Annotated in this window: 21 protein-coding genes; 7 read left to right on the top strand and 14 right to left on the bottom strand. The window is 73.3% G+C overall.

Annotated elements, in window-relative coordinates; genetic code table 11:
- Positions 1 to 73: 73 nt before the first annotated feature.
- Both ABGB11_RS00755 and ABGB11_RS00760 read left to right on the top strand, forming a co-directional pair.
- On the top strand, positions 74 to 454 hold the full coding sequence (locus tag ABGB11_RS00755) for a hypothetical protein (RefSeq protein ID WP_347627656.1): 381 nt from the start codon (positions 74 to 76) through the stop codon (positions 452 to 454).
- 41 nt (positions 455 to 495) lie between these two features.
- Positions 496 to 1017 carry a hypothetical protein gene (locus ABGB11_RS00760; protein WP_347627658.1) on the top strand — a complete coding sequence of 174 codons (522 nt, stop codon included), beginning with the start codon at positions 496 to 498 and terminating at the stop codon, positions 1015 to 1017.
- Here the strand turns inward: ABGB11_RS00760 and lysX are convergent.
- Complete coding sequence (lysX, locus tag ABGB11_RS00765; RefSeq protein WP_347627660.1) at positions 1014 to 4313, bottom strand: bifunctional lysylphosphatidylglycerol synthetase/lysine--tRNA ligase LysX; 3300 nt, start codon at positions 4311 to 4313, stop codon at positions 1014 to 1016. The genes ABGB11_RS00760 and lysX overlap by 4 nt on opposite strands.
- 173 nt (positions 4314 to 4486) lie before the next feature.
- Between lysX and ABGB11_RS00770 the strand changes: the two genes are divergently transcribed.
- The 3 genes from ABGB11_RS00770 to ABGB11_RS00780 are packed head-to-tail and all read left to right on the top strand — an operon-like array spanning position 4487 to position 9529.
- Complete coding sequence (locus ABGB11_RS00770; protein WP_347627662.1) at positions 4487 to 6331, top strand: protein kinase; 1845 nt, start codon at positions 4487 to 4489, stop codon at positions 6329 to 6331.
- An 11-nt stretch (positions 6332 to 6342) separates the two neighbouring features.
- Entirely contained in the window at positions 6343 to 8013 is a 1671-nt protein-coding gene (locus tag ABGB11_RS00775; protein ID WP_347627664.1) for a serine/threonine-protein kinase, read from the top strand.
- 22 nt (positions 8014 to 8035) lie between these two features.
- Complete coding sequence (locus ABGB11_RS00780; RefSeq protein ID WP_347627666.1) at positions 8036 to 9529, top strand: protein kinase; 1494 nt, start codon at positions 8036 to 8038, stop codon at positions 9527 to 9529.
- Positions 9530 to 9590: 61 nt separating this feature from the next.
- Here the strand turns inward: ABGB11_RS00780 and ABGB11_RS00785 are convergent, their stop codons facing one another.
- The 6 genes from ABGB11_RS00785 to ABGB11_RS00810 all read right to left on the bottom strand — a co-directional run bounded on the left by ABGB11_RS00785 (position 9591) and on the right by ABGB11_RS00810 (position 14817).
- Entirely contained in the window at positions 9591 to 10208 is a 618-nt protein-coding gene (locus ABGB11_RS00785; RefSeq protein WP_347627668.1) for a response regulator, read from the bottom strand.
- An 89-nt stretch (positions 10209 to 10297) separates the two neighbouring features.
- Positions 10298 to 10963, bottom strand: coding sequence for a response regulator transcription factor (locus ABGB11_RS00790; protein ID WP_021597215.1), 666 nt, complete (start codon positions 10961 to 10963; stop codon positions 10298 to 10300).
- Positions 10960 to 12273, bottom strand: coding sequence for a sensor histidine kinase (locus ABGB11_RS00795; protein ID WP_347627670.1), 1314 nt, complete (start codon positions 12271 to 12273; stop codon positions 10960 to 10962). Before ABGB11_RS00795 ends, ABGB11_RS00790 begins: the two co-directional genes overlap by 4 nt.
- A gap of 105 nt (positions 12274 to 12378) precedes the next feature.
- Positions 12379 to 13281, bottom strand: a complete 903-nt coding sequence (locus ABGB11_RS00800; protein ID WP_347627672.1) for a cytochrome P450 — start codon at positions 13279 to 13281, stop codon at positions 12379 to 12381.
- A gap of 100 nt (positions 13282 to 13381) precedes the next feature.
- Positions 13382 to 14029, bottom strand: coding sequence for a response regulator transcription factor (locus ABGB11_RS00805; RefSeq protein ID WP_347627674.1), 648 nt, complete (start codon positions 14027 to 14029; stop codon positions 13382 to 13384).
- Positions 14026 to 14817 carry an ATP-binding protein gene (locus tag ABGB11_RS00810; RefSeq protein WP_347627676.1) on the bottom strand — a complete coding sequence of 264 codons (792 nt, stop codon included), beginning with the start codon at positions 14815 to 14817 and terminating at the stop codon, positions 14026 to 14028. The genes ABGB11_RS00805 and ABGB11_RS00810 overlap by 4 nt, the downstream gene beginning before the upstream one ends.
- Before the next feature lie 672 nt (positions 14818 to 15489).
- On the opposite strand from ABGB11_RS00810, the gene ABGB11_RS00815 reads away from it, so the two are divergent.
- Together ABGB11_RS00815 and ABGB11_RS00820 are read left to right on the top strand one after the other, a co-directional pair.
- The gene (locus tag ABGB11_RS00815) at positions 15490 to 16638 is read left to right on the top strand and encodes a Rieske 2Fe-2S domain-containing protein (protein ID WP_347627678.1); all 1149 of its coding nucleotides are present in this window, start codon (positions 15490 to 15492) and stop codon (positions 16636 to 16638) included.
- 105 nt (positions 16639 to 16743) lie between these two features.
- Positions 16744 to 16896, top strand: a complete 153-nt coding sequence (locus ABGB11_RS00820) for a hypothetical protein (protein ID WP_347627680.1) — start codon at positions 16744 to 16746, stop codon at positions 16894 to 16896.
- Between the two features lie 10 nt (positions 16897 to 16906).
- On the opposite strand, the gene ABGB11_RS00825 is transcribed toward ABGB11_RS00820, so the two are convergent.
- From ABGB11_RS00825 to ABGB11_RS00855, 7 genes are read right to left on the bottom strand one after another with little or no spacing between them, the layout of a single operon-like run.
- Positions 16907 to 17830 carry a hypothetical protein gene (locus tag ABGB11_RS00825; RefSeq protein ID WP_347627682.1) on the bottom strand — a complete coding sequence of 308 codons (924 nt, stop codon included), beginning with the start codon at positions 17828 to 17830 and terminating at the stop codon, positions 16907 to 16909.
- Positions 17831 to 17855: 25 nt separating this feature from the next.
- Positions 17856 to 18590, bottom strand: coding sequence for a sugar transferase (locus ABGB11_RS00830; RefSeq protein ID WP_347627684.1), 735 nt, complete (start codon positions 18588 to 18590; stop codon positions 17856 to 17858).
- 5 nt (positions 18591 to 18595) lie between these two features.
- Positions 18596 to 21415, bottom strand: a complete 2820-nt coding sequence (locus ABGB11_RS00835; RefSeq protein WP_347627686.1) for an O-antigen ligase family protein — start codon at positions 21413 to 21415, stop codon at positions 18596 to 18598.
- Positions 21412 to 22632, bottom strand: coding sequence for a glycosyltransferase (locus tag ABGB11_RS00840; protein WP_347627688.1), 1221 nt, complete (start codon positions 22630 to 22632; stop codon positions 21412 to 21414). The genes ABGB11_RS00835 and ABGB11_RS00840 overlap by 4 nt, the downstream gene beginning before the upstream one ends.
- A gap of 11 nt (positions 22633 to 22643) precedes the next feature.
- Positions 22644 to 23819 carry a polysaccharide biosynthesis protein gene (locus tag ABGB11_RS00845; RefSeq protein WP_347627690.1) on the bottom strand — a complete coding sequence of 392 codons (1176 nt, stop codon included), beginning with the start codon at positions 23817 to 23819 and terminating at the stop codon, positions 22644 to 22646.
- Positions 23820 to 23821: 2 nt separating this feature from the next.
- Positions 23822 to 24967, bottom strand: a complete 1146-nt coding sequence (locus tag ABGB11_RS00850) for a DegT/DnrJ/EryC1/StrS aminotransferase family protein (protein WP_347627692.1) — start codon at positions 24965 to 24967, stop codon at positions 23822 to 23824.
- Between the two features lie 3 nt (positions 24968 to 24970).
- On the bottom strand, positions 24971 to 26347 hold the full coding sequence (locus ABGB11_RS00855) for a hypothetical protein (RefSeq protein WP_347627694.1): 1377 nt from the start codon (positions 26345 to 26347) through the stop codon (positions 24971 to 24973).
- Between the last annotated feature and the right edge of the window lie 77 nt (positions 26348 to 26424).

Here is a 26424-nt window from a genome sequence, read left to right on the forward strand (position 1 = left end):
TCACCCTGCCAGGAATGGGAGGGCCGCGAAATCCGGATGCGTTTCGTCGGTGGTCACCGGCAGAATCGCGCGCATGGTGACCGAGGAGCTGGTTCAGGTTTGGCGTGACGTCATTCAAGGTGACGAGAAGTCGTGGGTGCTGTTCGAGAACGGGACCTGCGTCATTCTGATGGAGCCCGAAGACGACCTGGCCGCGCAGGCAGTGGAACTGCTGAGCGAGTACGGGCCCGTGGCGGCGGGCTCCTCCGCCGGCGACTTCGGGACGATCGACCTCGACGCGGCGCCCGGATGGGCCGTCTACGGGCACCACAACGACATCCTCACCTATGTCGCTCCGGAAGAGACCGGCGACGGCGCGAATGATCTGGCCGTGGGCCTTCTCGGCCGGTCCAAGCGCGATCAGGACGGGCGCGAGCTCACCGTCGTCCATGTGGAGGACAAGCGGCCTCGATGAAACCGGGGCCTTTGGCGGGGGATGTCGGTACAAATGTCTCCGTGGCGGAATGGGACGAGGACGCGCTGGCGCGGTTGCGGGGAGCCGCCCACCGGGGGCTCGGGGACGCCGGCGTCCTCCGGGAGCGTCCGCTGACCCCGGTTCTCCAATACGCCGGGGACGTCCTCGTGGCCGCGCTGGCCCAGGGCCGGCGGGTGCGGGATCTCGCCGAGACATGCCTGGCGGAACTCGACCGGCGCGGGCAGCCGGGCGACGCCGAACTGGCCGCCGAACTCGGTGCCGCACTGGGGGCGCGCCCGTCGACCGGCCTCGCTTCGCTGCCGGTCGATCTGGGGGCGGTCGCGGCGGCGATGGACGACGGATTCCAGGTGCTCGATCCCGAGCGGGGCGATGTCCTCCCCGCCGACGAGGGGAACGGCCTGCCGATCCCGCCGGGCGTCCTCCCGGAAGGTGAGGACGCCCGGCGCGGATCGGCGCGCGAATGGCTCGCCGGGCAGGGGTACCGGCCCGTGCCGCGCGCCCTTGAGGAACGGGCCGCCTCCAGGAACCCGGGCGGCCCCTAGAAGCCGGGGCGCACCAGCGGGAACGGGATCGTCTCCCGGATGCTGCGACCGGTCAGCGTGATCAGCAGCCGGTCGATTCCCATGCCCATCCCGCCGGCCGGGGGCATCGCGTACTCCAGGGCGCGCAGGAAGTCCTCGTCGAGGTCCATCGCCTCCGGGTCGCCGCCCGCGGCCTGCAGCGACTGCTCGGTCAGCCGCTCGCGCTGCAGGATCGGGTCGATGAGCTCGGAGTAGGCGGTGCCGAGTTCGAGGCCGAAGACGATCAGGTCCCACTTCTCCGCCAGCCGCGGGTCGGCGCGGTGCGGGCGGGTCAGCGGGGACGTCTCCGCCGGGTAGTCGCGGACGAACGTCGGCGCCCGCAGATCCTCCTCGACGGCCGCCTCGAACAGCTCCTGGACGATCTTCCCCTGGCCCCACCGCGGGTCGGCGTTCAACCCGAGCCGCTCCGCGAGCGCGAGGGCGTGGGCCTGGGTGGTGTCGGGGGTGACCTCCTCGCCGAGCGCCTTCGACACCGACTCGTAGACGGTGATCTCCTGCCACGGCTCCGCGAGGTCGTACTCGACGCCGTCCCGGACGACCACGGTGGTGCCGAGGGCGGCGCGGGCCGCGTCGATGACCAGGGAGCGGGTGAGCTCCGCCATCGTGTCGTAGTCGCCGTAGGGCTCGTACGCCTCCAGCATCGTGAACTCGGGGTTGTGCTTGTGCGAGACGCCCTCGTTGCGGAAGTTGCGGTTCAGCTCGAAGACGCGGCCGACGCCGCCGACGAGCAGGCGCTTGAGGTACAGCTCGGGCGCGATCCGCAGGTAGAGCTGCATGTTGTAGGCGTTGATGCGGGTGGTGAACGGGCGGGCGGTGGCGCCGCCGTGCACGGGCTGGAGCATCGGCGTCTCGACTTCGAGGTAGCCGCGGGCGCGCAGCCCGTCCCGGACGGCGGCGACGGCGTCGCCGCGCATCCGCAGCATCCGCCGGGACTCGTCGTTGACGATGAAGTCGACGTACCGCTGCCGGACGCGCGCCTCCGGGTCCGACAGCCCGGACCGCTTGTTCGGCAGCGGCCGCAGGCACTTGGCGGCGAGGGTCCACGAGGACGCGAGGACCGACAGCTCGCCGCGCCGGGACGTGACGACCTCGCCGCGCACGCCGACCTGGTCGCCGAGGTCGATGAGCGCCTTCCACCGCCGCAGCGACTCCGCGCCGAGCGAGTCCGCGGTCAGCATGACCTGGAGGTCGGCGGTCTCGTCCCGCAGCGTGACGAAGATCAGCCGGCCGTGCTCGCGGGCCAGCACGACCCGCCCCGCGATCGCCACGGCCTCGCCGGTGCGCGTGTCCGGCGCGAGGCCGGCGTGGCGGTCGCGGACGCCGGCGGCGAAGTCGGTGCGCTCGCAGCCGAGCGCGTACGGCTCCATCCCGGCGTCGCGGATCTCGTCGAGCTTGGCGTGCCTGACCCGCTCCTGCTCCGACAGGCGCCGCTGCGGGGCGCGCGCGGCTTCCGCCTCCTTCTCGATCTCCTTGATCCTGTCCACGAGGTCGCTGGACGGGACCATCGCGGCGGCCCGGTCCAGCTTCGGGCGGTTGAAGCTCGGGAGGAACCCCTCGGCGCGGGCGTAGGCGAGGCCCAGCCGGACGAGGTCGCGGCCCTGCGTGTAGCAGATGAAGCGGGGACGCCAGTGGGGCAGGTACTTGGCGTTCGACAGGTACAGCGATTCGAGCTGCCAGAACTTCGACGCGAACGACAGGAACCGGTAGTAGAGCCGGGCGACGGGCCCGGCGCCGATCTGGGAGCCGCGCTCGAACGCCGAGCGCAGCATCGCGAAGTTCAGCGACAGCTGCTGCGCGCCGACGGCGGCGGCCTTCTCGGCGAGCTTGGCGACCATGTACTCGTTCAGGCCGTTCTCGGCGAGCCGGTCGCGGCGCATCAGGTCCAGCGACAGCCCGGCCCGCCCCCACGGGACGAAGCTGAGCAGGCCGCGCAGCTCCCCGTGCGCGTCGAACGCCTCGACCATGACGCAGCGCCCGTCGGTCGGATCGCCGAGGCGGCCGAGGGCCATGGAGAAGCCGCGCTCGGTCTCCTCGCCGCGCCAGGCGTCGGCGCTGCGGATGAGCTTGGCCATCTCCCAGCCGGGGATCTGCGAGTGCCGCCGGATCCGCACGCTGTACCCGGCCCGCTCCACCCGCCGGACGGCCTGGCGGACCTGGCGCATCTCCCGCCCGTCCAGGTTGAAGTCGGTGAGGTCGACGATCGCCTCGTCGCCGAGCTCCAGCGCGTCGAAGCCGTGCCGCCGGTAGATGTGCGCGGCGCGCTCGCCGACGCTGACGGCGCCCGGGATCCAGGCGTGGGCGCGGCATTCGCCCAGCCATGCCTCGATCGCCTGATCCCACGACTCGGGGTCGCCGAGGGGGTCGCCGCTGGCCAGGGAGACCGAACCTTCGACCCGGTAGGCGATGGCCGCCTTACCGTTCGGCGCGACGATGACGTCCTTGTCGCGGCGGAGCGCGAAGTAGCCGAGGGAGTCCTGGTCGCCGTACTCGGCGAGCAGCCGGCGCGCCGACAGCTCCTCGGCGGGGTCGAGGACGGGGTCGCGCCGCCCCGGCCGGAACAGCGCCCAGAACGTGGCGATCAGCAGCCCGGTGCCGAGCACCCACAGGATCGCGTCCACGTAGAACGGCACCGACACGTTGATCGGCTTGCCGGTGACGCGCGGCCCGAGGACGGTCTGGGAGATCGCGTAGAGCGGGTGCGTCCAGAAGTCGCCGCTGGTGTTGCGGTCGGTGAGGGTGACCAGGAACGTGCCGATACCGCAGGTCACGACGAGCAGGCTGGTGAAGACGATGGTGGCGAGGCGCCGGTTGGCCCGGTCGGGCAGCGTCGTGAACTGGCCCCGGGCGGCGATCAGCAGGCCGAGGACGGCGAGGTAGACCCCGGCGGTGACGATCAGCCCGACGGGGGTCGGCTTGTCGGGGTTGACCAGCGTGGTGAGGACGGCCGTGACGCCCAGCGCGGTGGGCAGGCAGAAGATCAGCACGAGGATCCGCCAGGCGGCCTTCTTGCGCCGCCGGACGCCCATCGACAGCAGAATCCACAGCAGGCCGATCGGGACGCTGGGGAACCAGCCGAGGTAGCCGATCCATCGCAGTGCCCAGACTTCCGCTATCTCGAGGATGAGACCATAGGAGACCCACGCGAGCAGCGACAGGATCCCGGAGAGACGGGTGTACCAGAAGAAGATCGTCGGCGCGGCCTGGATCAGCCGGCGCCACTCGCCCCGCAGGCCTCCTCGCGGGCCCTGCTCCGTCATGGTCCCCTTCCTACCGGGTGTCCTGCTATCGGGTGGCACGTCGGCCGGGCCTCCGTCCGGGCGCGCCCGTCCGGCGGCGAACCTCGGCGGGGTGCCGGACGTCGTACGGGTGGGGGGATGTGGCTTGCAAGCTCGGTCCAAGATTGTCAGCAAAAGTCGATATGGTCGCGGATATGCCAAATGAACCCACCGGTGAGCGATTGCTCGCCCGCCGCTACCGCCTGGTGACCCAGGTCGGCCGAGGCGGCATGGGGACGGTCTGGCAGGCGCACGATGAGGTCCTCGGTCGTGACGTGGCGGTGAAGGAGGTCATCCTCCCGCATGGTCTCACCGATGAGGAACGCGCCGTGCACCACAAGCGCACGTTCCGTGAGGCCCGCACCGCGGCCCGGCTCGGCCACCCCGGCGTCGTCACCGTCTACGACGTCGTCGAGGAGGACGACCGCCCCTGGATCATCATGGAGCTGATCAAAGCCCGCTCCCTGGACCAGGTGATCAAGCAGGAGGGCCCGCTGGAGCCGCTCCGCGCCGCGGAGATCGGCCGGCAGATGCTCGCCGCGCTGCACGCCGCGCACGACGCCGGGGTGCTGCACCGCGACGTCAAGCCCAGCAACGTGCTCATCACCGGCACCGGGCGGATGGGCGAGCGCGCCGTGCTCACCGACTTCGGCATCGCCACCGCGTCCGGCGACGCCACCCTCACCCAGACGGGCCTGGTCATGGGCTCGCCCGCCTACATCGCGCCCGAGCGGGCCCGCGGCCGCGTCGCCGGCCCCGCGTCCGACCTGTGGTCGCTCGGCGTCACGCTGTACGCGATGCTGCACGGCAAGTCGCCGTTCGAGCGGCCCGAGCCGATGGCGGCGCTGGTCGCGGTGATCTCCGACGAGCCCGACCCGCCGGAGAAGGGCGGCCGGCTCGTCCCGGTCATCGAGGGGCTGCTGTGCAAGAACCCCGACCAGCGGATGGACGCGATCGAGGCCGGCGCCCTGCTGGACGACATCGTCCGGCAGGAGAGCATCGACACCCAGCGCACGATGGCGGTCGAGTTCCCCGCCGAGGAACTCGCGGAGCCCCGCTCGGCGCCGCCCGAGCCGTCCGCGGAGGCGCCGCGCCCGGTGGACGAGGGCGCGCGGCCTGACCAGCTGACCAGCTTCGACCTCCCGCCCGCCCCGCCGCCCCGTCCGGAGACCGCGAGCCCGGGGGAGACCGCGCCCGACCCCGACCGCGTCAGGTCGTGGCGGTCCGGCCAGCCCACCGAGCCCGCCGACCGCGTGGGCACGGCGTCGAGCCGGGCGCCGTCCGATCCCGGGCCCGCCACGCACTTCCCGCCGACGACCCACCACCCGACCGTCGGGCGACCCGCGCTCGCGTCCAACCGCAACGTGCTGATCGTCGCCGCGGTCGTGCTCGTCGTGATCCTGGTCGTCGCGGGGATCGCGCTCGCCAACGGCGGCGACGACGACCGCAAGGCCCGCCAGGAGGGCGCGACGACCCCGACGAACGCCGGGAAGGTGTCGTCGTCCGCCCCCGCCCCCTCCAAGACGCCGGAGGACGGCCCGCCCGCCGGGTTCAAGAAGCACGCGGACCGCACCGGCTACACCGTGTACGTCCCGGAGGGCTGGACCGGGCCCGAGCGCAAGACCGGCGGCGACTTCTTCTACGCGCCCGGTCGCAGGACCTACCTCCAGATCGGCCAGACCGACGGCCCGGGCGAGAGCGCGATCGACGACTGGCGGCGGCAGGAGCGCGGAGGCGCCGGCTGGCCCGGATACAAGCAGATCGAGATCGCGCCCACCGGCGACGAGCCGCCCGTGCCGGACACCAAGGACGGCGACAAGTCCGCCGACTGGGAGTTCACCTACGACGGCGACGGCGGCCGGAAGCACATTCTCAACCGGGGATTCGTGACCAACGGGCACGGCTACGCGATCCTGCTCTGTGCCCCCGACGACGACTGGAACAAGGTGTTCTCCGACCTCCAGCCCGTATACCGGACCTTCAAGCCCGCGGACGACTGATGGAAGGGCGCGTGCTCGCCGGTCGGTACCGGCTCACATCGGTCGTCGGACGCGGCGGCATGGGCACCGTGTGGCGGGCCCGCGACGAGACCCTCGACCGCGAGGTCGCGATCAAGGAAGTCGTGCTGCCGGACGGGCTCGGCGACGCCGAGCGGGAGAACCGGCACCGCCGGACGCTGCGCGAGGCGCGGGCCTCGGCGCGGCTGAACCATCCGGGCGTCGTGACCGTACACGACGTCGTGGACGAGGACGACCGGCCGTGGATCGTCATGGAGCTGGTGCGGGCCCGTTCTCTCCAGGAGATCGTGGAAGAGGACGGGCCGCTGCCGCCCGGCCGCGTCGCGACCATCGGCCGGCAGATCGCGGGCGCGCTGCGGGCGGCGCACGCGATCGGCATCCTGCACCGCGACGTCAAGCCCGCGAACGTGCTGGTCGCGGACGGCGACCGGGCCGTCCTCACCGACTTCGGCATCGCCCAGATGGCCGGCGACGCGACCCTGACCGGGACCGGGCTGCTCATCGGGTCGCCCGCGTACATGTCGCCGGAGCGGGTGAACGGCGACCCGGCGATCCCCGCGTCCGACATGTGGGCGCTCGGCGCCACCCTCTACGCCGCGACGGAGGGCAGGGCGCCGCACCACCGCGCCGACCCGATGGCCGTCCTCGCGGCCGTGATGACGCAGGACGTCCCGCCGCCGAAGAACGCGGGGCCGCTCGCGCCCGTGCTCACCGGCCTGCTGGAGCGCGACCCGGTCCGGCGGCTCAGCGGTGACCGGGCGGAGGAGGCCCTCCAGGCGGTCGCCTCCGGCCACGCCGTGCAGATGGCGAACGCGCAGATCGCCTCGAACGAGGTCACCGCGGTCGACGGGCCCGCGGGCTCGGAGATGCCGCCGGTCCCCGTCCCGGTGCCGGTTCCGGTGCCGGTTCCGGTGCCGCAGGACATGACGACGCAGTACCCGCCCGGGGCGGGGCAGACGCAGTACCCGCCCGGGACGGGGCAGCAGTGGTCGCCCACCCAGGCGTCGCCGCGCAAGAGGTCCTCGATCGTGCCGGTCCTCGCGGGCGCCGCCGTGGCCGCGGTGATCCTGGGCGTCGCCGGGTTCGTCTTCTGGCCGGAGGACTCCTCCTCCGCCGGCGGACCGGGGACGGGCACGGCGCAGTCGCCGCCCGCCAAGGAGACCACCCCGACCCCGCCCGCGACCACGCCCCCGGCCACGCCGAGCAGGACCGTGGCGCCGCTCCCGCCCGGCTTCGTCCGGGCCACCGGCCCCGGCTACACGATCGGCGTCCCCCGCGGCTGGCGGCGCTCCGTGCAGGGCAACAGCGTCGTCTGGACCGACCCCGCGTCCAGCGCGTACGTGCAGGTCGACCAGACGGTGTGGTCCGGCGACCCGCACGCGCACTGGGTCACCTGGGAGCGGGAGGCCATCGCGGACGGCAAGCTGAAGAACTTCCAGCGGATCGGGGAGATCACCCGCACGACCGTCGCCGGACGGGCGGCGGCCGACATCGAGTTCACCTGGACCCTCGGGTCGGGCACCATGCGCGCCCGCGACCGCGGGGTCATCGCCGGTGGCCGGCCGTACGCCGTCGTGGTGGCGGTTCCCGCCTCTCAGTGGAACGGGAACGAGGCACTCGTGAAGAATGTGCTCGACACGTTCCGTCCCTCCGGGGTGGGATGACCAGTGGGGGGACCCTCAAGCCATGGCACAGGCACGTCTGCTCGGTAACCGCTACCGCCTCGACTCGGTGGTCGGCCGGGGCGGCATGGGCACCGTGTGGCGCGCCTTCGACGTCATGCTGGACCGCGAGGTCGCGGTCAAGGAGGTCGTGTTCCCGCCGGGCCTGAACGACGACGAGCGCGCCGTCCTGTACGAGCGGACGTTCCGCGAGGCGCGGGCGTCGGCGCGGTTGAACCACTCCGGGGTGGTGACCGTCCACGACGTGGTGCAGGAGTCGGACCGGCCCTGGATCGTGATGGAGCTGGTCCTCGCCCCGTCGCTGCAGGACATCATCGAGCGGGGCCGGATGGAGCACCGCCGTGTCGCCGACATCGGGCTGCAGATGCTCGGCGCGCTCCAGCACGCCCACCAGAAGGGCATCCTGCACCGCGACGTCAAGCCCAGCAACGTGCTGATCACCGAGACGGGGCGGGTCGTCCTCACCGACTTCGGCATCGCGCAGATGGAGGGCGACTCGACGCTCACGCAGACGGGCCTGGTCATGGGCTCGCCCGCCTACATCCCGCCGGAGCGGGTGCAGGGCGAGCGCGCGGTGCCCGCCTCCGACCTGTGGTCCCTGGGCGCGACGCTGTACGCGGCCCTGGAGGGCCGGTCGCCCTACGAGCGGTCGGACGCGATGTCGTCGCTGCAGGCCGCGCTGACCGAGCCCGTCCCGCCGGCGCGGAACGCGGGGCCGCTCGCCCGGGTCCTGGACGGGCTGCTGGTGCGCGAGCCGGTGCACCGGATGACGGCGGCGCAGGCGCAGCCGCTGCTCACCCGGGTCGCCGCCATGCCCCCGGCCCCTCCGCCGGTGCCGCCCCCGAGCGAGACGGTCGCGGACGAGCCGTCGTCCCGCTTCCGGCCCGACGAGGCGTCCGAGACCGTCCTCGACCCCGACGACCTCGACCAGGTCACCCGCCGCGACCCGGGCGACTCCGGCGACCTCGACCCGGTGACCCGCCGCGACCCCGGCGACTTCGACCCCGTCACCCGCCGCGACCCCGGCCGGTTCCAGGACCAGGGGCGGCCCCGCGAGCAGGGCCCTCCGCAGAAGCAGGACGGGTACACGCCGCCCGCACCGCCGGGACAGAACCAGGAGGTGCGGACGCTGCTGGAGACGGAGTGGGCGCCGCCGCCGTCCGCCGGGCAGCACCCGCCCCCGCCCGTCCAGCACTCCGGGCCGCGGCCGCACCCGAGCCTGCCGCCGCAGACGCCCCCGCCGTGGGAGATGCCGCAGCAGTACGCGAACTGGCAGCAGCCGCCGCCCGTCCACGACCGCCCCGGCGGGAGCGGGGAGCGACGGAAGACGGTGCTCATCGTCACGATCGCGGTGGTGCTCGTCGTGGCGGCGGTGCTGCTCGGCGCGTTCATCCTGCGCGACAAGCTGCAGACCGCCTCGCTCGACCGGCCCGGCGGCGCGGCGCCCGTGACGGCGAGCGCGGCGCTCCGCGCACCGCCCGCCGCCCTCACCGCGTAGGCACTCCGCTCGGCGGGCACAGGCGGGCCCGAGCGGGCCCGAGCGGGCCCGAGCGGGCGGGTCAGCTTCCGGCGGCCAGCGAGTCCAGGGCCGTGCGGAGGTCGGCGACGTGCGCGTCCAGGCCGTCGGCGGGCTCGCCGGAGCGCATCCGGGCGACGTCCTCCTCGACCCGGGCCAGCCGCTCGTCGAGGGCCGCCAGGAAGCGGTCGCAGCCCGTCAGGCCGCCCTCGCCCTCGTCGTCCCCGGCCTCCAGCGTCTGCCGCAGCAGCCGCGCCTGCTGCTTGAGCTGCAGGTTGCGGCGGTGCAGCTCCACGAACACCGACACCTTCGCGCGCAGCAGCCACGGGTCGAACGGCTTGGTCAGGTAGTCGACGGCCCCGGCCGCGTACCCGCGGAACGCCTGCTCGCCGGCCTCGCCGCCGGCGGTGAGGAAGATGATCGGCACGTCCCGGGTCCGGGGGCGGGACTTGATGTGCTCCGCCGTCTCGAACCCGTCCATCTCCGGCATGACGACGTCCAGCAGGATCAGCGCGAAGTCGTCGTTGAGCAGCTCCTTCAGCGCCGCCCGGCCGGAGGTCACCGGCACCACCTCCACTGGCAGCGCGTCGAGCACGGCCGCGAGGGCGGTCAGGTTCTCCTCGCGGTCGTCGACGGCCAGGATCCTCGTGTCGCTGGGCACCGGACTCCCTAGGGTCGGGGGCGGCGTGTGCCGTCCACCCTGTCACGTCGCCGCGCTCGGCAAAAGTGAAGCGCCGCAGAGTAAAAGTTCTAGGGCAGCCAGCCCGGTTTGACCAGTCCCGACTCGTAGGCGAACACGACGAGCTGCGCCCGGTCCCGCGCGTTGAGCTTCACCATCGTCCGACTGACGTGCGTCTTCGCGGTCGCCGGGCTGACCACCAGGCGGGCCGCGATCTCCTCGTTCGACAGGCCCTCGCCGACCAGCGCCATCACCTCGCGCTCCCGCTCGGTCAGCGCGTTCAGCCGCGGGGACGGCGCCGGCTCCTTGGCCCGCGCGGCGAACTCGGCGATCAGCCGCCGGGTCACGCTCGGCGACAGCAGCGCGTCCCCGTCCGCGACCGCCCGGACGGCGTGGATCAGCTCGACCGGCTCGGTGTCCTTGACCAGGAACCCGCTGGCGCCGCCGCGCAGCGCCTCGAAGACGTACTCGTCCAGCTCGAACGTGGTGAGGATCACTATCTTCACGCCGTCGAGGCGCTCGTCGGAGGCGATCCGCCGGGTCGCCTCCAGACCGTCCAGGCCCGGCATCCGGATGTCCATCAGGATGACGTCGGGCCGCAGCCGGCGCGCCTGCGCGACCGCCTCCTCGCCGTCGCTCGCCTCGCCGACGACCTCGATGTCGGCCTGCGCGTCCAGCAGCGCCCGGAACCCGGCCCGCACGAGCACCTGGTCGTCGGCCAGCATGACCTTGATCACTGCGCACCCCTCCCGGGCGCGGCCGCCTCGCCGGCCGCGCCGCCGTCGGCTCCGTCCAGCGGGAGCCGCGCCCGGACCCGGAACCCGCCGCCGGGCCGCGGCCCGGCGTCGAACGCGCCGCCGAGCGCGGCGGCACGCTCGCGCATGCCGCGGATCCCGGCGCCGCCCGGACGCTCGTCCAGCAGGGGGACGCCGCGGCCGTCGTCCTCGACCTCCACCACGATCTCGTGCTCACCGTAGGCGATGCGGACCCGCGCCGTCACCGGCCCGGGACCCGCGTGCCGGGTCACGTTCGTCAGCGACTCCTGGACGATCCGGAACGCGGCGAGGTCGGTGCCGGCGTGCAGCGCCGGCTTCTCCCCGGTGACCTCGGCGGTCACCTCCAGCCCGGCGGACCGCGCGCGGTCCAGCAGGTCGTCCAGCCGGTCCAGCCCGGCGGTGGGGGCGCGCGGCGCGGTCTCGCCCTGCGCCCGCAGCGCGCCGATCACCCCGCGCATCTCGCCGAGCGCCTCCTTGCTGGCCTCCTTGATCGCGGCGAGCGCGGTGCGGGCCTGCTCGGGGTTCTCGTCCATCAGGTGCAGCGCCACGCCGGCCTGGACGTTGATCATCGAGATGTTGTGGGCGAGGACGTCGTGCAGCTCGCGGGCCATCCGCAGCCGCTCCTCGCTGGCCTGGCGGCGCTCCTCCTCGGCCCGGGTGCGGGCGGACTCGGCGGCCCGCTGCCCGCGCATCCGGATCAGCTCGGCGGTGACGAGCACGACCAGCGCCCAGCCGACGACGAAGCTCGACCCGCCGAGGGTCGGCTCCTCCACCGGGAAGAGGCCGTCCTGCCCGCGTTCGGCGGCCGGGACGCCGATCAGCGCGGTCAGGGTGAAGAACGCCGCGAGGCCGGCCCCCGTCCCGGCCCAGACGACCAGCCGGTGCCCGGCGACGACGGCGGCCATCATCGCGACGACCAGGGCGAGCGGCGCCGGCCCGTAGGTGTAGGCGCGCAGGAAGTACAGGGCGGTCACCGCCGCGGTGGCGCTCACCGTGAGCACCGGGTTCCGGCGGCGCAGCAGGAGCAGGGCCGGCCCGGCGAGCAGCAGCCCGATGCCGAGCGGATCCAGGTCCGTGTGCCCCACGGGGTCGCCGCCGCCGTCGTGCTGCCACGGCGGGCCGGACGTCCCGTCCGACGGGCGGTCGCTCTGCGCGCCGAGCGATCCGACGAGCTGGACGAGGGCGACGATCAGCGGAACGACCCATACCGGCCATGCGGCCGGGCGCGGCCAGTGCGGCCGGACCTGGCCGGGTGGCGGTGAGGTGCTCATGCCTGCACGGTAGGTCATGGGCCTCCGGCCTCACGTCGCCCCAGGGGAGTGTGCCCCGCTACTCCTCTCGAGGTACCCGGCGCAGGTGAGCGCGGCACTTCGGGATCAGTAGGGCGTCCAGCGGAGGGGCAGGTGCGCGAAGCCGTGCCGGGTGCTCGACCTCAGCAGCACCGGCTCGCCCGCGAGCTGCGGCAGGCCGGGACGTTCGAGCAGCGCGACGAGCAGGGCCCGCAGGTGCACGCGGGTCAGCCTGGCGCCCAGGCACGCGCGGTACCCGTACCCGAAGCACAGGTGGGGGCGGGTCTCGTGCAGGAACCGGTCGGGGACGAACCGCCCCGGCTCCGCGTACACCTCGTCGTCGTGGTTCGCGGAGACCAGCCACAGCATGACGTGCTCGCCGGCCAGCAGCGGCACGCCGCCGACGTCCGTGGCGCGCCGCACGGTGCGCGACACGTGCAGCACGGGCGTCCACCAGCGCAGCATCTCCTCCACGGCGCTGTCGATGAGCTTGTCGTCGCCCTGCTCCTCCCGGAGCCGGACGTACTCGGCGGGGTGGCGCAGCAGCGCGAACAGGCCTCCGGCGAGCGTGTTGCGCAGCGTCTCGGGCAGGTCGGGCGCGACCTGGCCGACGAAGTCGACCGGCTCCCGGGGCGGGATCCGGGCGAGCATCGCCTGCGCGGGCGGGTCCATGTCGATCAGCGCCGCGTCGTGCGCGTCGCCCGGGACCGGGCCGGACGGGTACGCGTCGTCGCCGGTCAGCGGGCCGTGCAGCACCTCGTCCGTCCGCGGGGCGAACAGCTCCGGATGCATCAGGGCATGGCGGACGTCGCCGTAGCGCAGCACGGCCCAGGCGCCCGGCCGTCCCGCCGCGCGCCCGTCCAGCCACACCACCGGCGTCCTCGCCCGGAGCCGTTCGAGCCGGTCGTAGGGGACCCCGCGGGCGTAGGTCTCCGCGCGGTCGAGGAACCCGGCGTCGGATATGGGCGTCGCGCCTCGCCGTTGAGGCATGGAAGACCTCCTCTACCAGCCGACGCTAACGCCTGGGAGCCGGACCCTGGAAGACCGGATTCGGCCGCCGGCTGGGAGAAGTCCCCTCGAATCGGTGGATTCAGCCCGCGAGCCACTCCCCGGTCTCCACGCTGACGAGACCGTGCCGGGCCGCCTCGATCACCGCTTCGCGCTGCGAGTGCACGCCCAGTTTGCTGAGGACGCTCTGCACGTGGCTGCGCGCCGTGCTGCGCGTCACCCCCATCGCCTTGGCGAGCGCCTGGGTGGACTCGCCGCGGGTGAGCCGCGTCAGCACCTCGCGCTCCCGGGGCGTGAGGAACTGCGCGACCTTCTGCGCCTGGCTGCGCTGGCGCCCGCCGCCGCGCGCCGCCACCTGGTCGACGACGACCTCGCCGTCCGCGACCCGGCGCAGCACGGCGAGGATGTCGCCCGCCTGCTGCCCCTTGTGCGCGAACCCCCGCACGCCCGCCGCGACGCCCGCGTCCAGCACCGGCTGCTCCAGGTAGCCGGTCAGCACGACGAAGCTCGTCCGCGGTGAGGACGCCCGCAGCCGCGGCATCCAGTCGAGCGCGGTGCCGGACGGGAACTGCAGGTCGATCAGGCAGGTGTCGGGCTGCCTCGCCCGCAGCAGCGGCATCGCCTCGGCGGGGGAGTAGGTCACTCCCACGACGCTGTGCCCGGCGTCCGTCAGGACCAGGGACAGCGACTCGGCGAAGACCGCGTGGTCGTCGCAGATGATCATTCTCATGGATGGGGCCGCCAGTCGTCGGCGCCGGCGTCGGCGAGAGCACCCGGGGCCTCGTCCGGCGGCGGCGCCGCCGGCAGCAGCATCCGGACCCGCGCCCCGCCCATCTCGCAGGTGCGGATCTCCAGGCTGCCGCCGTAGCCGGAGATCAGGTCGTGCACGATGCCGAGCCCGAGCGACGCCAGGCCCGGCCGGGCCCGCCCCCACCCCGCGCCGAAGCCGGGGCCGTCGTCGTCGACCTGGATGACGACCCAGCCCTGCCCGGCCTCGACGCCCACGTTCACCCGCCCCGCCGCGACGCGGCAGGCGTTGTCGAGGACGTTGCGGACGGCGCGCCACAGCGCCACCGGGTCCATGTGGGCCCACGCCTCGGTGCCGCTGAAGCAGACCTCGTGCGCGGTGGCGAGGCGCATGCCCGTGACGACCTCGGCGGTGAGGTCGTCCACCCGGATCCGCTCCGGGCCGGGCAGCGGATGGTCGTCGTCGTCCTCGTCGAGCCGGCGCAGCAGGTGGTCGAGCCACCGGGTCTCGCCGAGCAGCTGGTCGATGCGGGCCCGGCTGGTCTCGCCGACGTCCTCCGCGACCACGACGGCCGAGGCCAGCATGATGATCGTTCCGAGCTCGTGCCGGATGTCGTGCCGCAGGCGCCGCCTCCACAGCACCTGCTCGCCGCGCCCGGACGTGCCCGCCCGGTCGCGGTCGTCGAAGGCTCCGTGCCCCCCGGTGCCCGCGAGCGCCCCCGCGCCCGCGGGAGCGTCCGCCGGTGAGGACCGAGCCCGTCCGTTGTTCATGAGGACCCCCGTCCGCTATTCCAGCACCCTGTCGACGGTCACCCGCAGGCCCCTCCGATGTCCAGTCAATTGGCCGCAAGAGACCCCTCTCTGACCAGAAGCGGTCATCGCCCCAGGAGCGTAAACTTCGCTCTTTGGAGGGGCGTCATAGCCCTAATAGGGACAGCACGCGAGCATTTATTTCATGCCGGTGGCGTAGCCGATTTGCGCATTCCTGCGGGTGTGCCGGCGGGGTCCGGGAGAGAGAGTCTGGACATGCCGACGGTCACATTTCTCGGACATGCGGGGGTGGCGGTGGACGCGACCGCGTTCCACCTGCTCGCGGACCCCTGGCTCGCTCCAACGGGGGCCTTTCTCGGAGCCTGGCACCAGTATCCGAGAAACGATCATCTGGATCTCGCCCCGGTGCTCGACGCCGACTGGGTCGCGGTCTCGCACGAGCATCTAGATCATTTCGATCCCTGGGTCATCGACCGCCTTCCCGCGCGAACCCGGATCCTCATTCCGTGTTATCCCGGACCCGCGTTCCGGGAGCGGATGACGGTCGCCGCCGGCGACCGTCAGGTAATCGAGATCCGGCCGTGGGAGAAATTCCCTCTTGACAATCGAGGGTCCTGGATCACGGTTATTCCGGAACTGTCTCCCATGTGTCATGACGCTGCCTTTCTGATCGTGGCGGACGGTCGGGCCGTCCTGCATTGCAACGACGCCCGCCTCACCGCGGCGCAGGCCCGCCGGGCCAAGCATCTGGCGGGCGGCCGGCTGGACCTGATGGCCCTGCAGGCGTCCGGCGCGTCCTGGCACCCGATCTGCTACGAGTACCCGCCCGAGGAGATGGCGAGGGTCTCGATGGCCAAGCGCGTCTCCAAGCTCCGCGCCGCGCAGCGCCTCGTCCGGCAGACCGAGCCGGAGCTGGCGGTCCCGTTCGCCGGGCCGCCGTGCTTCCTGGGTGAGGAGGTGGAGCACCTCAACTGGGTGCTCGACCAGGCGGACGGCGCGTTCTGCGACCCGGAGGCCGCCACGGCGTGGCTGCGCGAACATCTGCCGCGGCAGCGCTGGGACTCCTTCAAGCCCGGTGACGCCGTCGACCTGGACACCGGCGAGATCACCCGGGACCCGGTGTCCGCGGAGTTCTCGTTCGCCGACGCCGGCCGGGAGGCCTACCTCAGGCGGTACACCGCCGACCGGGCCGCCGCCCTCGCCGAGGTCGTGGCGGACCATCCGGACCCGGGCCCCGACCTGTTCGACCGGTTCACCGCCCACTTCGCCTACCTCGGCGGGTTGAGCGACTACTTCCTCGAACAGATCTCGATGATCGTCCGGTTCGAGATCACCGGCCCGAACGGCGGGGTCTGGGACGTCGACTTCGCGCCGGGCGGCGTCACGGTGGCGCAGGCGTCCCCGGACGTCCGGCCGCACTACCGGATCACCACCGCGGGCCGCTGGCTGGACGGCGTGCTGTCCGGCCGGATGGCGTGGGAGGACCTGCTCATCTCCTTCCGGGTCAGCCTCTATCGCGACCCGGACGTCTACAACGACTATCTCGTCGGCCTGCTCAAGCACGCCAACGCGCCCGCGCTGCAGGCCGTCGAGGCGTACGAGACCGGCCGGGACGAGAGCGAGCGCATCACCGTCGAGAGCGACGGCGCCCGCTACGACATCCCCCGCTACTGCCCGCACGCCGGCGAGGACCTGGCGGTCGGCGCCGTCGTCCGCGACGGCCAGATCCACTGCCTGGCCCACAACTTCGCCTTCGACCTCGCGACCGGCGACTGCCTCAACGCCCGAGCCGCGAACCTGACGAGCCGCAAGGTCTCCTGACACGGGCCCCGAGCCGGACATGTACAGCGTGTCCGGCTCGGGGTTTCTGATCGCTCTGTGTTAAGTTTCATACCTGTTCGTACAGGGCTTGAAGGGGTGCGCGGGTTGAGCCGCAAGAAGGTCGGCCTGTGGGCCGTCGGATTGATTCTGGCCGTCGGTGTGATGGAGATCTTGGCCCTGCGACTCGGATCGCTGGAGTTCCCCGTCCCCTCCGACTCCGAACGGCGCCCCGCCGTGGCCGACCAGCCCGGCCCGTGATCCGGGGGCGCTACCGCCGGGACGAATTGCGCGCCTTCATGAGGCTCTGCAGGTCGGGGTGGTCGCCGCCCGAGGCGTCCGCCAGAGAGGGGCAGGCCCATTCGTCCTGGCGGCCCCAGGAGTAGGAGATCTCCAGCGGCGGGCGGGGCGTGAGCCGGTCCCAGCGCGCGAGGATCTTGCGGAACTGGGCCTGCGTGGGCATCCAGTACTTCCGGTCGCCCTTGGAGCAGCTCTGCCCGAACGTCTGCAGGACGGGCGCGATCCGGCCGCGGGGGATGCCCGCGGCGTCCGCCATCCGGACCATCCGGTCGATCGCGCCGATGTCGCAGTGCTCGCGGGTCTTCGCGGAGCCCTTGCACGGGTAGGGGTCGAGGCCGACGAGGTCGACGCCGGTGCGTTTCGGTGCGAGCGGCTTCATCGGCCAGTCCGTCAGCGAGATGAAGGAGATCTGCCGGGGCGCGTGCCGTTCGACGTACGCGGCGCGGCGGCGGATCTCCTGCGCGATCCTCGGGCAGTCGCCGGGGTTCGGCTCGTCCGACAGGTACCACCCGAAGACCTTCGGGTCCTGCCCGTACCGGTGCACGGCCTGCGTGAAGGCGTCCCAGTCGAGCTCGAAGCCGCCGCAGGTGAAGTTGCCGACCCACAGCAGCGCCTGCATCCCGTCGGGGACGCCGGCGACGAGCGCCGGGTCCGCCTTGACGTCCACCAGGTCGTAGCCGAGCGCCCGGAGCCGCGGGTAGTCGGACGGCTCGGTGTTCAGCGCGATCCGGCGGGTCCTGCCGGGTTCGGCGGCCGGCGTGCCCGGTGAGGCGAGCGGCCCGCGGTACGGCCGGTAGCGGTCCGCCCGGTGCTGCAGGTAGAACAGGATGCCGGCCGCCAGGACGACCGTGACCACGACGGCCGCGATCCTGAACCGGACGTCCCGGATGTCCATGACGTCAACTCCCCGATGGTGGTGGTCAGGCGGCGGAACCGGGCTCCTCCGCGGTGCGCCGGGCCGCGTCCTTGGCGTCCTTGACGCCCCCGGTGACCTGCACCGGGAGGGGCGGGACCGGGATGCGCAGGATGTGCTTCACCGTGTCCCAGAGCGCACCGATCGTGGCGCCCATCGACGGGTCGCGCAGGTAGACGGCGTCGACGGCGATCCGCGCCGGGACGATTCGCTCGATGTAGTTGACGAGGTCGACCTCCTCGCCGGGGCCGAGCACGTCGAAGTCGCGGAACCGCACCTCGGACAGGCCGGTCAGCCCCGGCCGGTGGTCGAAGATCCACCGGCTGTCCGCGTCGTAGTGGACGGCGAGGTCGTAGGTCTCCGGGCGCGGTCCGACGAGCGTCATCTGGCCGCGCAGCACGTTCACCAGCTGCGGCAGCTCGTCCAGCGACCACTGGCGCATCAGCTTGCCGACCTTCGTCAGCCGCGGGTCGCAGTTGGCGGTCACGGTGAGGCCGCCGACGCCCTGCCGCATCGTCCGGAACTTGTACATGACGAACGGCCGCCCGCCCTGCCCGACGCGGGTCTGCCGGAACACCCCGGGCCCGGGGCTGGACAGCCGCACCAGCAGGTAGAGCAGCAGCAGCGGGACGCTGAGCAGCAGCAGCCCGGTGACCGCGCCGGCGATGTCCAGGACGCGGCGCGCCGCGGACGGGGGGACGCCGTCGGACGGGTCGACGGGACGGCTCACGAGCTCGGACATGTCGGTCACCCCTTGTCTACGGAGGCGGGGCCGTGGGTCGCGGGTGCCGGGGACGCGGTGGTCCCGCCCCCGGCGTTCTTGACGTGCTGGAACCAGACGAGGAGCGCGGCGGTGGTGGCGACGAACGACAGGGACGTGGCGATCGCGGCGCCGATCGCGCCGTGCGTGGGGATCAGGACCGCGCCGAGGACGACCACGACGACCAGGCCGATGCCCTGCCCGGTGGAGGCGGCGCCGGGGCGCCCGACCCCGTAGAGGTAGGCCATGACGAGCCCGGTGACGCCGAACGTGACGACGCCCGCGAGCCTGATGTAGGTGGGCACGACGGCGTCGTCGAACACGTCCCCGAAGACCCAGGGCAGCGCGGTCCCGGCGATGAGGGCGAGGGGCAGCGCGGCCAGCGCGGACACGGCGAGCGCCGGCAGGATGAGGCGGGAGGTCCGTTTCGTCGCGGTCTCCCGGTCCTCCTTCGCGAAGTCGGGATACAGGACGTAGTTCACCGCGAGCCCCGGCAGCTGCACCAGCTCGGCGAACTTGCTCGCGACCGTGTAGACGCCGAGGACCTTCGGGCCGGCGAGCGCGCCGAGCAGCGCCATGTCGAACCGGAGCTGGAGCAGGTCGATGAGCTGGCCGAGGTAGCCGCGGAACCCGTATCCGGCGATGGACCGGCCGAGCCGCCGGTCGGGGCGTCCCCACCCGGCGAAGAACCCGCGCCGCGCGAGGCGCCGGACGATCCACGCGGCCGCGGCGATGTCGGCGAGCACCAGCCCCGTGATCAGCGCGCCGGGGCCGTACCAGCCGGTCAGGATCACCAGGTAGATCGGCAGGAACACGAACTCCTCGACGGCGATGGCGAGGCTCGCGCCGGGCTGGTCGTCGGTGCCCTGGAGCAGCCCCTTGCCGACCGAGACGAACCCCTGCGTGAACGACGGCGCGGCGGCGGCGATCGCGACCCAGATCCCGAACGACTTGAAGAACACCAGGTAGATGAGCGGGCTGAGGGCCAGCCAGGCGATCCCGGAGATCGTCGCGCCGATCACGGTCAGCCACGCGAGCGTGGGCCGCACCCGGCTCTGGTCGTAGTCGCGGCGGGCGAGGAAGAACGGCGCGGCGCCGGGCAGCCCGGCGCTGGACAGCTGGCACAGCAGCCCCGGCAGGATCCGGACGAGCGTGAACGCCCCGACGAGCTTCGGCCCGCCGATCCGCGCGACCATGATCGTCGCGAGGCCGAGCGAGGCGAGCGCCCCGATCCGTCCCGCCATGTTGCCCGCCACGAGCGCCAGCAGGCGCCGCCTGATCGCCCCGCCCTGGGGGTCGCGACCGGACGGAGGCTCGTCCTCGGCGGGCGGTGCGGCGACCGCCGCCTCATCCCGGCCCTCCACGCGAGCCGGTTCCGTCGGGGTCGGGGAAGGCGTCTTGGCAAGGGGCACGGCCTCATCGCTCTCGGGAAGCACCTCCGGCCCGGGGTCACGAACCGGGCTTCCGGAGGTCGCCCGGCGTGCCGCCCGCGGCAGGGGTTCCAGGAGACTGCTCCTCTGGGCGGATCGGGACAGGTCCAACGCCGCAATGAGGCCGAAGACGGCCCACCCGTGGCGGTAGTGGAGGGTCTCGTAGAAGAGCCCCGAGATGAGGAAGACGGCGATGAGCGCGCCGAACAGTTCGGGCCGCGGCACGAGCCGCGCGTACTCGCCGGTCAGCGCGTTCCGCCGGGCGATCCGCACGCACTTCAGCAGCAGGACGAACACCAGGACGATGAGCGCGAGGCCCCCGAGGAAGCCGCGTTCGAGGACGGAGGCGACGTAGTCGTTGTGCGCCTCCCGTACATAGGTCTCCTGCCGCACCAGCATCTGCTTCTCGGTCTGGCCGGGACCGATGCCCCACGGGTGCGTCTGCTCCTCGATCATCTGGATCGTGGTGGCGAGGACCGTGCTGCGCGAGTTCGTGCTCTCGCCGGTCGTCCGGCCGATGGAGTCGCGCAGGATGGGGGACGTCTGGCTGGCCTGGTCCAGCAGCGGCTGGATGTTCACCTGCGTGACGACCGTGACGCCCGCCCCGCCGACGAACACGGCGAACGCGCCGACGGCGATCGCGTGGTGCGCCTTGCCCTCGCGGACCAGCCGGAACAGGTGGCCGAGCAGGACCGCGATGAGGAGCGCGAGCAGCCCGCCGTTGGAGCCGGTGAGGAGCTCGGCGGTGATCAGGATCCCGCAGACGGCCCACCGCCGCCACGCCGTCCCCGGGTAGCGGGTCGCGCGGGCGATGAAGAAGACGCAGATGAACCAGTTGGACGCGTAGTTGGCGTCGCCGAACGTGAACATCGCCCGCTCGCCGTCCACCTGCTTGCCGGACAGCGCGTCCAGGCCCAGCACGAAGCCGGTGATCATGACGAGGGCGTAGCACGTCCCGATGCCGACGAAGGCGCGCAGCGCGACCCGCAGCAGGGACGGGTCGCGGCCGAGGTTGGCGATGCTCACCGCCCACAGCAGCACGAACAGGTCCTTGACCAGGGTCAGCGCGCCGGCGTCGTTGACGATGGCCGCGATGCCGCCCGCGATGATCGTCAGCAGCGTGGGGATGAGGAACGGCCACCGGACGGGCAGCCGCCGCGTGCCCGCCCACAGCATCGCCACCGCGGTGACGCCGATGAGTGCGAGGTCGGGCAGCCCGGTGTTGCCGGGGCCCGGCGGCAGCCCGAACGGCATCAGCATCGGCAGCGAGGCGATCCCCGCCACCAGCACGACGGTCGTCAGCCGCGTGCCGCGCCTGAGCGGTGCCGCCGCCCGCTCGGCGCCGCCCCGCGCGGGGGCCTCGATGGTCGCGGTCATGGGCGCCTGGAGCTCCCGCGGTAGGTCTCGTCGAGGACGGTCCCGAGATGCCCGGGCGAGAACCACTCGCCGACCCGGGCGCGGGCGCGCCCGGCCATCCGCGCGGCGGCGGCCGGGTCGTCCAGCAGCGCCGACACGGCCGCGGCGAGCCCGTCCGGGTCCTCGGGCGGGACGAGCATGCCGGTCTCGCCGGCGAGCACCAGGTCCTGGTTGGACGGGACGGCCGTCGCGACCAGCGGGATCCCCGCGCCGATCGCCTCGACCAGCACGCAGGGCAGCCCCTCCCAGCGGCTGGCCATCGCCATCACGTCGAACGCGGGCAGCACGTCGGCGATGTCGCCGCGGTGCCCGAGCCAGCGCATCCGCTCGCCGATGCCGAGCCTGGCGGTGAGCTTCTCCAACTCGTCCGCCATGGGACCGCCGCCGGCCCACAGCCCGAACACGTCGTCGGGCAGCCGGGCGATCGCCTTCGCGAAGATCTCCGGGCCCTTCTGGAACGTCAGGCGGCCGATCGAGCCGACGACCTTCACACCGAGGGGCAGGTCGAGGCGGCGGCGGGCCTGGGCGCGGGAGCCGGGCGCGGTCGCGTAGGCGTCCACGTCCACGGCGGGCCACGACAGCCGGACCCGCTCCGGCGTCGTCAGCCCGAGCCGCAGCGCCGTCGTCACGGTCTCCGAGCCGATCGCGAGGAACGCGTCGGTGCGCTTGGCCGCGATCCGTTCGAGGCCTATGTACACGCGTCGCCGCGCCCACGACTGGAACTCGTTGAACGGGAACCCGTGCCAGGTGTGGACGATGCGGGGCACGCCGGCGCGGGCCGCCGCGACCCGCCCGATCACGCCGCCCTTCGCGCTGTGGGTGTGGACGACGTCGTAGCGGCCCTCGGCCAGCACGCGGGTCAGCGTCCGCAGCGCGGCCAGGTCGTCGCGCGGCGAGATCTGCGGCACCAGCGGCCCCACCTGGACGATCTCCATCCCGGCCGCGTACGCCTGCGGGGTGAGGTCACCGGCGGCGGCGTTGGCCACGGCCTCGTCCCCGAAGAGGACGCCGTTGCCGGTGGACGAGGCCGTGCTGTCCATGCCGACGCCGCCGGTGACGATCGCGCGCTCGTAGTCGCCGTCCGGGAGGGCCAGCGCGCCGTTCAGCGCGACCTGGCCGGCGCCCCCGTTGAACCGGGTGATCACCGTGGCGACTCTGAGCTTCCTGGTCGTACTCACGTGCACACACCTCACAGGCCGGGTGGATCGGGGCTGCATCCCGCGTCGCAGAGGCAGGACGGGCCGGGCGGCGGGAGGTCGCCGGACGGTTCCGGGCGCCGGGCCGGGTGGTACTCGGGCAGCAGCCGGCGCAGCAGCAGCCGCACGGCGCCGTCGTCGCCGGCGCCGGCCGCGGCCTCCAGCTCGTCCAGCAGCTGCGGCAGCCCGGCGGGCGGCGCGGCCGGGCGGGTCGCCCAGATCTTCGGGTGGGCGGTGCGGATCCGGCGCTCGGAGTCGGCGAACACCTTCTCCGCGAGCTTCTCGCCGGGGCCGAGGCCGCTGAACCGGATCGTCACCTCAGGCAGCCGGAGCTGCTCGGCGTACCGGTGCACGAGGTCGATCACCGGGACGGGCCGGCCCATGTCGAGGACGAACGTCTCCGCCTCCTCCGCCATCGCCGCCGCCTCGATCAGCAGCCCGGCGGCCTCCTCGACCGTCATGAAGTGGCGGGCGACCTCCGGGTGGGTGATCGTGACGACCTCGCCGGAGGCGATGCGGTGCGCGAGCAGGTCCAGCAGCGGGCCCGCCGTGCCGAGCACGTTGCCGACGCGGACGGCGGCGAAGCAGGTCGGGCCGCCCGTCGCCGTCCGCAGCAGCAGCTCGCCGAGCCGCATCGTCGCGCCGAACACCGACGTCGGGTCGGCCGCCTTGTCGGACGAGACGAGCACGAGCCGTTCCACGCCGTGCCGCACCGCGCCGTCGATGAGGTGCCGGGTGCCGAGGACGTTGACCGCGACGCCCCGGCACGGGTCCCGCTCGACGTCGGCCAGCGCGTTCCGCCCGGCCATGTGGAAGACCAGGTCGGGCCGGGCGTCCCGGAGGATCCGGTCCACCCGGCGCTCGTCCCGGACGTCGGCCCGCGCCGTCGTGGTGCCGGGCAGCCCTCGCCGGAGCCGCGCCAGCCCGGCGCCGTCCCGGTCGACCAGGTGCAGCGCGGCCGGTTCGAGCCGCTCCACCTGGTGGCACAGCGCCCGGCCGACCGTCCCGCACGCCCCGGTGACCAGCACCCGCCGGCCCCGCACGAGCCGCCGCCCGCGATGCCCCGCCATGACGACCTCGTCCCGGCCCATCAGCAGGGCCAGCGGGCTGGCCGGGACCGCGGCGGGGGGCGCGGTCCCGGTGCGGCGGCGCGGCAGGAACCTTCGCACGATCAGCTCCGGGTCCGCAGGGCCTCGGTGAGTGCGGACACGACGCGGTCCCGGCCGTCGGCCGACAGGCCCGGGTAGAGCGGCAGCGACAGCAGCTCCTCGCCGACCCGGTCGGTCACCGGCACCTGCGCGCACTCCTCCGCGCCCATGATCTCCAGGTAGGCCGTCATCTGGTTCGCCGGGATGAAGTGGACGGACGTCGCGACGCCCGCCGCCTCCAGCTGCGCGCTGACCGCGTCCCGGTCCTTCACCCGCACCTGGTAGAGGTGCCAGGCGTGCTGGACGCCGTCGAGGTTCCGCTGCGGCAGGACGAGGCCGGGCAGCCCGCGCAGCGCCTCGTCGTACGCCGCGACGATCTCGGCCCGCTGCTCCTGCCACCCCGGGAGCGCGGCGAGCTGCGCCCGCCCGATCGCCGCCTGGACGTCGGTCATGTTGGCCTTCAGCCCGACCGTCTTCACGTCGTACCGCCAGCTCCCGCCGGGCAGGTACCGCTTCCAGGAGTCCTTGCTCATCCCGTGCATCCGCATCGCGCGGACCCGGTCGGCGAACTCCTGGTCGGACGACGCCACCGCGCCGCCCTCGCCGATCGGCATGTTCTTCGTCGCGTAGAAGGAGAAGCAGGCCGCGAACGACTCCGACCCGACGGGCCTTCCGTCCCGCCCGGCGCCGGGGCCGTGCGCCGCGTCCTCCACGACCCGCGTCCGGTCGAGGCCCGCCGCCTCGGCCAGCGCCGGGACGTCCACCGGGTAGCCGCCCTGGTTCTGCACGATCATCGCGGCGGGCGCGCAGCGCCCCGCCGCCGCCGCGACCGTGTCCGGGCTGGGGACGAGCGTGTCCTCGTCGATGTCGACCAGCACCGGCCGCAGGCCCGCGTGCAGGATCGCGTTGATCGCGCCGCAGAACGTGAGGCTCGGCGTCAGCACCGCCGAGCCCGGCGGCAGGTCCAGCGCGCGCAGGCACAGCTCCAGCGCGGTCGTGCACGAGGCGACCGCGATGACGTGCGCGGCGCCGAGGTGGTCGGCGAACTCCTGCTCGAACGCGGCCGTCTGCGGGCCCGTCGTGATCCAGCCCGAGTCGAGCACCTTGACGACGGCGTCGGACACCTCGCCGGACACCGACGGGATCGTGAACGGAACGGACGAACTCATCTGCTACCCCTTGATCTTCCGGGACGTGGCGACGACGCCGAGCAGCGGCCAGCCGGACGCGGTGACGAGGTCGCGGACGGTCTCCAGCCCCGACACCCGCGTCACCGGCCCGACCACGACCACCACGCCGACCTCCTCGTCCGAGCCCGGATCGATGTCCTCGAACGCGTGCACATGGCAGAGCTGGCGGAGCGGGACCGGCTGGGTGACCTCGGAGGGGGACACCTCGGCCGACTTCTTCGCCATGACGGCGGTGCCGCCGGCGCGGACGACGGACGTGCTCTTCGCGCCGCCGCCGGGCCCGCCGCTGTTGAGGGACGGCCCGTCCGGGCGCTCGCCGGCGGCGCCCTCGCCCTCGCCGCCGTCGCCGGGCCTGGCGCGTCCGGGCCGCGCCTTGACGACCTTCGTCTCGTCCCCGTACACGGCCGCGGCGATCGATGACACCAGCTCGGCCGGCAGCGGCCCCGGCGCGCCGACCAGCGTGACCCGCCCGACGCCCTCCTTCTTGGCGGCCAGCCGGATCCGGCGGCCGAGGTCGGCGAGCCGCGCCGGCCCCTTGTCGGCCCAGCCGAGCAGCGGCACCCCAAGCCGCCGCGCGACCCGCCGCTGCCCCGGGATCGTGGGCCGGACCATCTCCGTCACGACCGCGATGAGGATCCCGCCGATCAGCCCGACCAGCCCCGCGATCGCCGCCATCATCACGACCGGGTTCGTCCGCGGCGCCAGCACCGCCGGCTGCACCACCGACGCGGTCCCCGACTGCGACAGCTGCGTCTGCAGGTCCGACCGGTTCGACCGCAGGTCGGTGAGCTCCGCCTGCACCCGCTCCCGCTCGTTCGCGGCGCCGATGTCGGGGTTCGGCTGCGCGCCGGCCCGCCGCGACAGCGGGCCGAGCTTCTTCTCCAGAGCCCGGACGCGCTTGTCGATGTCGTCCATCTGCTGCTTGATCGTGCCCTGGTTGGACTCGTTGATCTCCTTGACGACCGCTGCGCCGATCGCGTCGGTGAGCCGCCGCGCCACGCCCGGGTCGGCGTCCTTCACCGACAGCTGCACGACCGTGGACGTCCCGAGCCCGGTCACCTCGATCGCCTTGGCGACCTTGACCGGCGGCCGGTTCACCTTCTGCTGCCCGAGCACCTCGCGCAGCAGGTTCTCGCTGGTCGCGAACGCCTTCACCTGGCTGACCACGATGGACACGCCCGCGTCTCCGGGCGCCGCGTCGGTCGCCCTGCTGCTCGCCTGCAGCCGCGACTGCGCGACGTACGGCGGCTCCTGGCCGCTCATCACGACACCCACCAGCAGCAGCGGAAGAACCGTCATGGCCAGCAGCAGGGCCCAGTAGCTGCGCACCACCCGGGCGGCGACTTCGTCGATCTCCACGATCTTCCCTCCGGCTTCGTCACGGCGAGCGTAGGAAGACCCGTTGGCGGAGCAATCGCCCAAAAGACGACCCCGCC

The sequence above is a fragment of the Actinomadura sp. B10D3 genome (genome assembly GCF_039871695.1).
GTDB lineage: Bacteria > Actinomycetota > Actinomycetes > Streptosporangiales > Streptosporangiaceae > Spirillospora > Spirillospora madurae.

Excerpts from the sequence above, each read along its gene's own strand:
- ABGB11_RS00755 (WP_347627656.1), top strand. The coding sequence starts at position 74 with ATGGTGACCGAGGAGCTGGTTCAGGTTTGGCGTGACGTCATTCAAGGT.
- ABGB11_RS00770 (WP_347627662.1), top strand. The coding sequence starts at position 4,487 with ATGCCAAATGAACCCACCGGTGAGCGATTGCTCGCCCGCCGCTACCGC.
- ABGB11_RS00805 (WP_347627674.1), bottom strand. The coding sequence starts at position 14,029 with ATGAGAATGATCATCTGCGACGACCACGCGGTCTTCGCCGAGTCGCTG.
- ABGB11_RS00795 (WP_347627670.1), bottom strand. The coding sequence starts at position 12,273 with ATGAGCACCTCACCGCCACCCGGCCAGGTCCGGCCGCACTGGCCGCGC.
- ABGB11_RS00830 (WP_347627684.1), bottom strand. The coding sequence starts at position 18,590 with ATGTCCGAGCTCGTGAGCCGTCCCGTCGACCCGTCCGACGGCGTCCCC.
- ABGB11_RS00810 (WP_347627676.1), bottom strand. The coding sequence starts at position 14,817 with ATGAACAACGGACGGGCTCGGTCCTCACCGGCGGACGCTCCCGCGGGC.
- ABGB11_RS00780 (WP_347627666.1), top strand. The coding sequence starts at position 8,036 with ATGGCACAGGCACGTCTGCTCGGTAACCGCTACCGCCTCGACTCGGTG.
- lysX (WP_347627660.1), bottom strand. The coding sequence starts at position 4,313 with ATGACGGAGCAGGGCCCGCGAGGAGGCCTGCGGGGCGAGTGGCGCCGG.
- ABGB11_RS00835 (WP_347627686.1), bottom strand. The coding sequence starts at position 21,415 with ATGACCGCGACCATCGAGGCCCCCGCGCGGGGCGGCGCCGAGCGGGCG.
- ABGB11_RS00825 (WP_347627682.1), bottom strand. The coding sequence starts at position 17,830 with ATGGACATCCGGGACGTCCGGTTCAGGATCGCGGCCGTCGTGGTCACG.
- ABGB11_RS00800 (WP_347627672.1), bottom strand. The coding sequence starts at position 13,281 with ATGCCTCAACGGCGAGGCGCGACGCCCATATCCGACGCCGGGTTCCTC.
- ABGB11_RS00850 (WP_347627692.1), bottom strand. The coding sequence starts at position 24,967 with ATGAGTTCGTCCGTTCCGTTCACGATCCCGTCGGTGTCCGGCGAGGTG.